The 9,474-nt window shown below is 72.9% G+C and carries 7 protein-coding genes; all 7 read left to right on the forward strand.

Annotation, left to right across the window (positions count from 1 at the left end; all coding sequences use genetic code 11):
- The first annotated feature begins 67 nt into the window (after positions 1 to 67).
- The 7 genes from J5X07_RS12045 (at position 68) to rho (ending at position 9,375) form a co-directional block, all read left to right on the forward strand.
- Entirely contained in the window at positions 68 to 1,846 is a 1,779-nt protein-coding gene (locus J5X07_RS12045) for a DUF7926 domain-containing protein (RefSeq protein ID WP_208479966.1), read from the forward strand.
- Positions 1,847 to 2,232: 386 nt separating this feature from the next.
- Complete coding sequence (locus tag J5X07_RS13330; protein WP_279596214.1) at positions 2,233 to 2,364, forward strand: hypothetical protein; 132 nt, start codon at positions 2,233 to 2,235, stop codon at positions 2,362 to 2,364.
- Positions 2,365 to 2,617: 253 nt separating this feature from the next.
- Positions 2,618 to 3,955, forward strand: coding sequence for a homoserine dehydrogenase (locus J5X07_RS12050; protein ID WP_341769473.1), 1,338 nt, complete (start codon positions 2,618 to 2,620; stop codon positions 3,953 to 3,955).
- A 6-nt stretch (positions 3,956 to 3,961) separates the two neighbouring features.
- Positions 3,962 to 4,864, forward strand: coding sequence for a homoserine kinase (gene thrB / locus J5X07_RS12055; RefSeq protein WP_124933002.1), 903 nt, complete (start codon positions 3,962 to 3,964; stop codon positions 4,862 to 4,864).
- Between the two features lie 140 nt (positions 4,865 to 5,004).
- A complete protein-coding gene (locus tag J5X07_RS12060) occupies positions 5,005 to 6,192 on the forward strand; it encodes a CE1758 family FMN-dependent luciferase-like monooxygenase (protein ID WP_243896820.1) in 1,188 nt (395 codons plus the stop codon).
- 1 nt (position 6,193) lies between these two features.
- Positions 6,194 to 6,940, forward strand: a complete 747-nt coding sequence (locus tag J5X07_RS12065; protein WP_208479968.1) for a CE1759 family FMN reductase — start codon at positions 6,194 to 6,196, stop codon at positions 6,938 to 6,940.
- A 365-nt stretch (positions 6,941 to 7,305) separates the two neighbouring features.
- Positions 7,306 to 9,375, forward strand: coding sequence for a transcription termination factor Rho (gene rho / locus J5X07_RS12070; protein ID WP_208479969.1), 2,070 nt, complete (start codon positions 7,306 to 7,308; stop codon positions 9,373 to 9,375).
- Positions 9,376 to 9,474 lie beyond the last annotated feature (99 nt).

Raw genomic sequence — 9,474 nt, forward strand, 5'->3', positions numbered from 1 at the left:
TGCGGTGCTCCGTGGATGGGACCAGCCCCGCCTTCGACATCGACGACGTCCAGAACTCGGAGATCCCATGAACACAGTGCCAACGGGCGCCGTGTCTCGTCCGGCCCTCACCCGAGGGGCTGCGGCGGGACTGGCTGCCCTCCTCACTCTGCTCCTGGCCGCACTCACCCCCCTGGCCTCGACGGCTCATGCCGCCGAGAACCCGGGCATCACCGTCACCAACATGTCGCTCACGCGCGTCGACGGCAACAACGCGGACCAGGAGGGCAACCTCAACTACTACGACAACGCCCGTCTGAGCTTCGACTGGGATGCCGGCGGGACCACCCTCAAGCCCGGCGACTCCTTCACCATCAACCTGGGCACCTACTTCGAGAACCTCCAGGTCCCCTCCAGCCTGCCCATGACGGTGGACCACAACGGCACTGACACGCAGGTCGGCACCTGCGATCTGACCGCCAAGGAGATCACCTGCACCTTCAACGACAAGGTCGCCGAGCTGCAGCAGGCCGGCTTCCACAACTTCAAGGGCCACGGCTCGGCGCTGCTGGCCATCACCCAGACCACCACCTCGCAGACCGCTGACATCACCGCCAACGGCACCACCCAGGTGGACCTGCCCGGCCAGGGCGGCATCGGCGGCCCCGAGAGCTCCCCGTGGGAGCTGCACAAGTGGTCCTCGAGCTTCTACAACAACTACTCCGAGCTGACCTGGGGGGTGAACTTCGGAGCCAATGAGACCACCGGGAGCAAGCTGGGCACCACCTTCGACGGCAGCCGTCAGACCATCACCTTCACCGACACCCTCGGCGAGGGGATGAGCTTCAACCAGGACCTCACCCGGTGGGTGCTCAACCTGCGCCCCGACGGCCAGCAGAGCGTGAGGCTGACCGACGCCTCCGGTGCCGACGCCACCACCGAGCACGGCGACTTCGACATCAAGGCCTCCGTGAGCGGCGACGGGCGCACCGCCACCCTGGAGGTCACCGGCCCCTTCCAGGCCGGCACCAACTTCACCATGGAGTACCCGGTGGCCTTCGCGGGCGGCCAGGCCACTCCCGGCGGCACCTACAGCAACACCGTGACGATGAACGGCACCGACCTGTCCAGCACACGGCAGCAGACCTACGTGCAGTACTTCGACATCAATGTCGAGATGGAGCGCGGCTTCGGCTCCTTCGAGGTCGCCAAGAGCGTCGAGGGCGACTCCGCCGGTGCGACGCAGGGCGCCTCCTTCGTCGTCGACGTCGCCTACGAGCTGCCCGCCGCGGTGAGCTCCTACCCGGGCTGGACCGCCCCCGAGGGGCAGAAGCCCCAGGGCGAGGGCCGCACCGGCACCACCAGCCTGACGGTCAAGGCCGGAGAGGCCGCCCAGTTCAACGGCACCTTCCCCGTGGGCACCAAGGTCACCCTCAGCGAGGACACCTCCAAGGCCACGGCCCCCGAGGGAGCCTCCTGGAAGGAGCCGGTGTTCACCATCGACGGCCAGCAGACCTCCACCTTCACCATCGGTGACCAGGTGCGCACCAAGGTCGAGCTGACCAACACCGTCGTCTCCGGGCCGCCCGCCGCCCCGCCGACGCCGAGCACCCCGGCGACCCCGCCGGCGACGAGCACCCCCGGCGCCCCGGACGCCCCGCAGACCCCGGGGGCGCCCAGCGCCCCGGCCACCCCGGACCAGCCGGGCGCGCCCTCGACCCCCACCGCCGTGCCGCCCAACGGCGGCACCCCCGGTGGTCCGCCCACCCTGGCCCGCACCGGTGCCAACGCCGCAGCACTGCTCGTGCTGGCCGGCCTGGGCATGAGCGGAGGCGCCTACCTGCTGGCCCGCCGTCGCAGCTCCTGACTCGCGGAGCCTGAGAGGCGCCGCACCGGCGGCGCACTGAGGGCGGGTGACGGGAGCTGACCCGCCGGCCGATCCTCAGATGCCCGGCGGTGCCCCCGGTGGCCCGTCCCGATCATCGGGGCGGGCCACCGGTGTGGACACCCGCCGGCGCCCCAGCACCGGAGTGGAGCCGGCGCCCCAGGGGCGACGGGCCCGGCCCCAGGGCTGTGACGCCAGAGCCCTGGGGCCATCGGTCTGAGGCCCCCGTGGTGGCCCCCTTGGTCCCGTCTCAGGGAGATCCCTGAGACGGGACCGCCCGCCGATCCACCTGGAGGCGGAGGGAGACGTCCCCGGAATCCTCCCCTGGAGGGTGATGGGCACCACGCCCGCTTCTTTAGGCTCATGCCATGAGCGCAGCATCCTCCTCCCTGGAAGAGCCACCCCCGGTCTGGCACCGCTCCGGCGACCTGATCCTGGATGAGGGCCTGCCCCTGGGACAGATCCTCCTGCTCATCCTGCGCCGGATCGCCCGGCGCTGACCGGAGCTGACCGGCGCCCGCAGCCGGGCCGCCGCGCTGGAGCCGGCCCCGGGCAGGCGCATGCCGCCGCCCCGGCGCATGGGTGAGCGCATGGTTCGCCGCAACGGGAGTCCCCCTTATGCTGGGCGGTGGCGGCCCGTCCGCCCTGCCCCACGCGCCCTGCCCCGCAGCGCTGCCGGGCAGGGCGATCGCCCGATGGCCGCCGGCGCGCAGCGCGCATCCCGTCCTCAGCTCACAGCAAGGTGGTTCCCCCGTGGTCCAGCCCCAGTCCTCCACCCCCGCCCCCCGCGCCCTGACCGTCGGCGTCCTGGGGGCGGGCACCGTCGGCACCCAGGTGATCCGGCTCCTGACCGAGCAGGCCGAGGAGTTCGCCGCCCGCTGCGGGGCCCGCCTGGAGGTCACCGGCGTCGCCGTGCGCGACCTCGGCGCCCCCAGGGATCCCGCGGTGCCGCGCGAGCTGCTCACCGATGACGCCACCGCCGTGGCCACCGGGAATGACCTGGTCATCGAGCTCATCGGCGGGATCGAGCCGGCCCGGACCCTCATCCTGGCGGCCCTCAAGGCCGGGGCCAGCGTCATCACCGGGAACAAGGCGCTCATCGCCGCCCACGGCCCCGAGCTCTACGCCGCTGCCGCCGCCGCGGGCACCGACTTCTACTACGAGGCCGCCGTGGCCGGGGCCATCCCCGTGGTCTACGCCCTGCGCGAGTCCATGGCGGGCGACCGGGTCACCGGTGTGCTGGGCATCGTCAACGGCACCACCAACTACATCCTCGATGAGATGAGCACCAAGGGCCTGTCCTTCGACCAGGCCCTGGCCGCCGCCCAGGAGCTGGGCTACGCCGAGGCCGACCCGACCGCCGACGTCGAGGGGCTGGACGCCGCCGCCAAGGCCGCCATCATCGCCTCCCTGGCCTTCCACACCCGCGTGGGGCTGGATGACGTGACCGTCGAGGGCATCCGGGGGATCACCTCCGAGGACATCGCCGAGGCCCACGCCTCGGGCTGCCGGATCAAGCTCCTGGCCATCGCCCAGAGGATCGACGGGGGCGCTCAGGGCTCCCCGGGCATCTCAGTGCGCGTCCACCCCGCCCTCGTGCCCCTCGACCACCCCCTGGCCAGCGTGCACGGCGCCTACAACGCGGTCCTGGTGGACGCCGAGGCCGCCGGGCGCCTCATGTTCTACGGGCAGGGCGCCGGAGGCGCCCCGACCGCCTCGGCCGTGCTCTCCGACGTCGTGGCCGCAGCCGCCCACCGGGTCCACGGGGGCCAGGCGCCGCGCGAGTCCTCCTACGCCGACCTGCCGATCCTGGGCCCGGGCGCGGCGATCACCCGCTACCAGATCCAGCTGCTCGTCGACGACGCCCCGGGCTCCTTGGCCGCCATGGCCGGGGTCGTGGCCGGCACCGGGGTGTCCATCAACTCCGTGCGCCAGAGCGCCTACGTCTCCACCGCCTCCACCGGGCCGGCCGTGGTCACCATCGTCACCCACCCGGCCGCGGTCGAGCGCCTGGAGGCGGCCGTCGAGGGGCTGCGCGAGTGCGAGAGGGTCCTGGAGGTCCTCTCCGTGCGCCGCGTCGAGGGCGAGTGAGCCGCCATGAGGCTGATCAATGAGCATGCCGCGGTGCGCGTGCCGGCCACGACGGCGAACATGGGGCCGGGATTCGACTCCTTCGGCATGGCCTTCCGCTTCTACGACGAGGTCGAGGCCCGTCCCATCACCGGTGTCACCCGGGTGGAGGTCACCGGCGTGGGCGCGGGCAGCGTGCCCACCGGTGAGGAGAACCTCGTGGTGCGGGCGCTGCGCGCGGGCCTGGACGCCGTCGGCGCCCCGCAGGCCGGTTTCGAGATGCGCTGCACCAACCGCATCCCCCACGGGGGAGGCATGGGCTCCTCGGCCAGTGCGGCCGTGGCCGGGCTCATGCTGGCCCGCGGCCTGATCTCCGAGCCCGGGGCCCTGAGCGATGAGATGGTCTTCGCCCTGGCCACCCAGTTCGAGGGGCACCCCGACAACGTCGCCCCGGCGGTCTTCGGCGGGGCGACCGTGGCCTGGACCCAGGCGGACGGCTCGCCCCGCATGGCGCCGATGCCGGTGGACGGGGACCTGCCGGTCAGCCTGCTCGTGCCGCCGTCGAGCACGCGACTGTCCACCGAGGAGGCGCGCCGGGTGCTGCCGGTCTCGGTGCCGCGCGCCGACGCCCTGTTCAACACCTCCCGCGCGGCGGTGCTCATGCTGGCGCTGGCGGGCCGGCCGGACCTGCTCATGGCCGGCACGGAGGACCGGCTCCACCAGGAGTACCGGCGCTCGGTCCTGCCCTCCTCCATGGCCGTCATGGACTCCCTGCGCGACAAGGGCTACCCGGCGGTCATCTCCGGGGCGGGGCCCACGGTGCTCGTGCTCTCCGCCCTGGAGGAGGACACCCGCGCCACCCTGACCCACCACGGCTGGACGGTGCTCGTCCCGGGCATCGACACCCGGGGCGCCGTGCTGAGCCCCTGAGGGGCGCCCGCGGGGCCGGGTGGTGGCCCCGCGGGCGCTCGCGCGAGCCGGCGCCCGGGCCCGGCGGACCTCGGTCATGGCCTGTGAGGGAGCCCTCATCCTCCAGTAGTTTACTTTTAAACAAGACTGGGGCTAGGCTCATGCCATCACCGAAGCCCACCGTCCAGAAAGGCGCTGCCATGCAGTTCGGCATCTTCACCGTTGGTGACATCACCACCAACCCGCACACCGGCAAGGCCCCCAGTGAGCACGAGCGGATCAAGAACACCGTCGAGATGGCGGTGCTCAGCGAGCAGGTCGGGCTCGACTTCTTCGCCACCGGGGAGCACCACAACCCGCCCTTCGCCCCCTCCAGCCCCGTGGCCCTGCTGGCGAACATCGCCGCGCGGACCGAGAGGCTCCTGCTGAGCACCTCCACCACCCTCATCACCACCAACGACCCGGTGCGCATCGCCGAGGAGTACGCCTACCTCCAGCACCTGGCCGACGGCCGCGTGGACCTCATGATGGGGCGCGGCAACACCGGCCCGGTCTACCCCTGGTTCGGCAAGGACATCCGCAAGGGCATCTCCCTGGCGGTGGAGAACTACGACCTCGTGCGCCGCCTGTGGCGCGAGACCAACGTGGACTGGGAGGGGGAGTTCCGCACCCCGCTGCAGGACTTCACCTCCATGCCCCGCCCGCTCGACGGCGTCCCGCCCTTCGTGTGGCACGCCTCCATCCGCTCCCCCCAGATCGCCGAGCAGGCCGCCTTCTACGGCGATGGATTCCTGCACAACAACATCTTCTGGCCCGTCGACCACGTCAAGAAGATGATCGACCTCTACCGCGAGCGCTACTCCCACTACGGGCACGGCTCGCCCGAGCAGGCGATCGTCGGCCTGGGCGGCCAGTTCTTCGCCGCCAAGACGCAGGCGGAGGCCATCAAGGAGTACACGCCGTACTTCCGCAACACCTACGTCTACCAGGGCGCCTCCCTGGAGGAGATGTCCACGCACACCCCGCTGGCCGTGGGCACCCCCGAGCAGATCGTGGAGAGGTACCTGACCTACCGCGACGTCATCGGCGACTACCAGCGCCAGGCCTTCAACGTCGACATGGGCGGCGTGCCCCACGAGGAGGTCATGCGCCAGATCGAGATCCTGGGCACCGAGATCGTCCCCGCGCTGCGGGCCGAGCTCGAGCCCTCCAAGCCCGCCGAGGTGCCCGACGCCCCCCTGCACCCGCGCCACCGGGCGCTGCTGGAGGGCACCGAGCCCCCGGCTGAGGAGCCCTTCAGCATGTCCAACGAGTTCGACCCGCTCACGGGCCGGAAGGTGAGGATCTGAGATGACTGACACCAACAAGCCCAGCACGCCGGCCGTGGCGCCCTCCGGGGGCACCCAGTCCCTGGCCGACTCGCAGACCTACGACGCCTACGCCAACACCCAGATGGGCCGGCTGGCGAGGATCGTGGCGCTCCACGCCGGGGTCTCCCAGCCCTCGACCTCCCAGATGCTCGCCGAGCGCCTGGCCGACGGCGCCCGCAAGGCCCTGGCCGCCGACTCCCGACTGGCCGACATCGAGGTGATCGGGCTGCGCCCGCTGGTGGGCGACATCGCCAAGGCCAGTGTCGGCGCCCCCCTGTCTCCCGAGCTCCAGGCGGTCGCCGACTCCCTGGCCGCCGCCGACGGCGTCATCCTGGTCACCCCGGTGTTCCAGGCCTCCTACTCGGGGCTGTTCAAGTCCGCCATGGATGTCCTGCCCGAGGGCACCCTGGAGGGTGCGCCGGTGATCCTGGGCGCCACGGCGGGCACGGCGCGCCACAGCCTGGTCACCGAGACCGCGCTGCGCCCCCTGGCCGCCTACATGAAGGCCCTGCCGACGACCACCGCCGTCTTCGCCGCCAGCGAGGACTTCGGGGCCGCCTGGGAGACCGAGGCCGCCACGGACAGGCCCGAGGCGCCTCTGAGCGAGCGCGTGGCCCGGGCCGGGCGGGAGCTGGCCGTGCTCATGGAGCGCTTCCCCCGCAAGGCACCGGTCGACCCGCTGGCCGACTTCGCGCCCATGGGCTCACTGCTCAAGAGCCTGTCCTGAGGCTGGGTGCCGGCCGGGCCCGGCCGGCACCCAGCAGGCGACGCCGTCCCCGCAGGCAGCACTGCCGCGTGCCGTCTCCGGGGACGGCGTCGTGATCGGGGCCGATCCGGGCCCGATCGGCCCCGTGGGCGGGGCTGCGCTGTAGGCGCATCGCCGCAGTGCTGCTATGATGGCGGCGTCGGCCGCGCGGACTGCCTCTCCTGCACCGCACGGCGGACAGCACCGCATCCGGATGCGGGCCCCGTCCCGCGATGAGCCGATGCTGTGTGCACGACCCCCTGTGAGCGATTCCAACGGCCCCAGGGCGGTCTCCCTGTTGAACGCCAGGCCTGTGCGCGTGGCGCAACCACACCGTTAGGACACTCGTGACCGAGACCTCCAGCTCCCAGTCCTCGCTCTCCACGATGCGCCTGGCCGAGCTCCAGGCGCTCGCCGGGCAGATGGGCCTCAAGGGCACCTCCCGCATGCGCAAGAGCGAGCTCGTCGCCGCCATCCGCGAGGCGCGCGGCTCCTCAACCCCCGCCTCGGCCCCCACACCGGACCAGGCGCCCGCCGTCGAGCAGCCCGAGGGGCAGGCCGCCCCTGAGCGCCAGGAGCCCCCCGCCGAGGGCGCCGCGCGCCCCCGCCGGCGCAGGGCCCAGGCGGCCGCCGGCACCCCTGAGCGCGAGGCCGCCCCCGCCCTCGACCTGGGCATCGAGCTGCCCTCGCGCTCCCCGGTCTTCCCGGACTCCTCGGGCTCCTCCGAGGGCTCCCGGGCCGAGCGCGCCGACGGCGCGCAGGGCGGCCCCGAGGCCCGACGTCGCCGCGGGCAGCGCCATGACCGCGCCGACCGCGAAGCCGATGAGGCCCGCGAGGACCAGCCGCGCGAGTCCCGCCGCGGGCGCCGCCGCGCCCAGGCCGCCGCGGGCACGCCCGAGCGCGGCGAGGGCGGCGAGCGGGTGGAGGCGGGCCGGCGGGAGCCGCGCCCCGACTCGCCCGAGGACCACCTCGACGCCAAGGCGGCCCTCATGCGCGACCTGGCCGACGCCACCGGCACCGCCGCCGTCGAGCCCGCCGAGCGCTCCCGCCGCAGCCGGGAGGAGGAGGCCGAGGGCTATGAGGAGGAGCGCGGCGGGCGCCGCCGTCGGGGCCGCAAGCGCGGGCGCGACCGCTTCGAGCGCGAGGGCCGGGAGGGCCGGGACGGCGGTGAGCAGGGCGGCCGGCAGGGCAGGAGCCAGCCCCGCGAGGACGAGGTCCTGCTGCCCGTGGCCGGGATCCTGGACGTCACCGACCAGCAGCACGCCTACCTGCGCACCTCCGGCTACCTGCCCGGCCCCAAGGACGTCTACGTCTCGGGCCACCTCATCAAGGACAACGGCCTGCGGGCCGGGGATGCCGTGACCGGATGGGTCCGTGAGGGCGGGGAGACCGCCGGCCCCGGTGCCCAGGGCCGGGGCAACCGGCGCCAGAACCGTGCGGGGCGCGTGAAGTACAACCCGCTGGTGAGCGTGGAGACCATCAACGGCATGGATGCGGAGCGCTCCAAGCGGCGCCCCGAGTTCGCCAAGCTCACCCCCCTCTACCCCCAGGAGCAGCTGCGCCTGGAGACCACCCCCAAGGCCCTGACCCCCCGCGTCATCGACCTGGTCTCGCCCATCGGCAAGGGGCAGCGCGGGCTCATCGTCTCCCCGCCGAAGGCGGGCAAGACGATCGTCCTGCAGCAGATCGCCAACGCCATCGCCATCAACAACCCCGAGGCCCACCTCATGGTCGTGCTCGTCGACGAGCGCCCCGAGGAGGTCACCGACATGCAGCGCACCGTCAAGGGCGAGGTCATCGCCTCGACCTTCGACCGCCCGGCCTCGGACCACACCACGGTGGCCGAGCTGGCCATCGAGCGGGCCAAGCGCCTGGTCGAGCTGGGCCAGGACGTCGTGGTGCTGCTGGACTCCATCACCAGGCTCGGGCGCGCCTACAACCTGGCGGCCCCGGCCTCGGGGCGCATCCTGTCCGGTGGTGTGGACGCCTCGGCCCTCTACCCGCCCAAGCGCTTCTTCGGGGCGGCCCGCAATGTGGAGAACGGCGGCAGCCTGACGATCCTGGCCACCGCCCTGGTCGAGACCGGCTCGAAGATGGATGAGGTCATCTTCGAGGAGTTCAAGGGCACGGGCAACATGGAGCTGCGCCTGAGCCGCCAGCTGGCGGACAAGCGCATCTTCCCGGCGGTGGACGTGGCCGCCTCCGGCACGCGCCGCGAGGAGCTGCTCATCGACCCCGCCCAGCTGAAGATCATGTGGCGCCTGCGCCGCCTCTTCGCCGGCCTGGAGCAGCAGCAGGCCCTGGAGCTGGTGCTGTCCAAGCTCAAGGACACCCAGTCCAATGCCGAGTTCCTCATGGTCATCTCCAAGACCACGCCGGCGGGCACCTCCCTGGCCGACGCCGACGACGGGGAGTAGGGGCGCGATCCCGCGCTCCGGCACGGCGCAGCATGATGCGGCGCGCAGGCCGGGGCCGGGACCGGATGCAGTATGCGAGTGCGGGGTGCAGAAAGCGAG

It is taken from the genome of Actinomyces bowdenii (assembly GCF_017592395.1).
Classification (GTDB): Bacteria; Actinomycetota; Actinomycetes; order Actinomycetales; family Actinomycetaceae; genus Actinomyces; species Actinomyces bowdenii.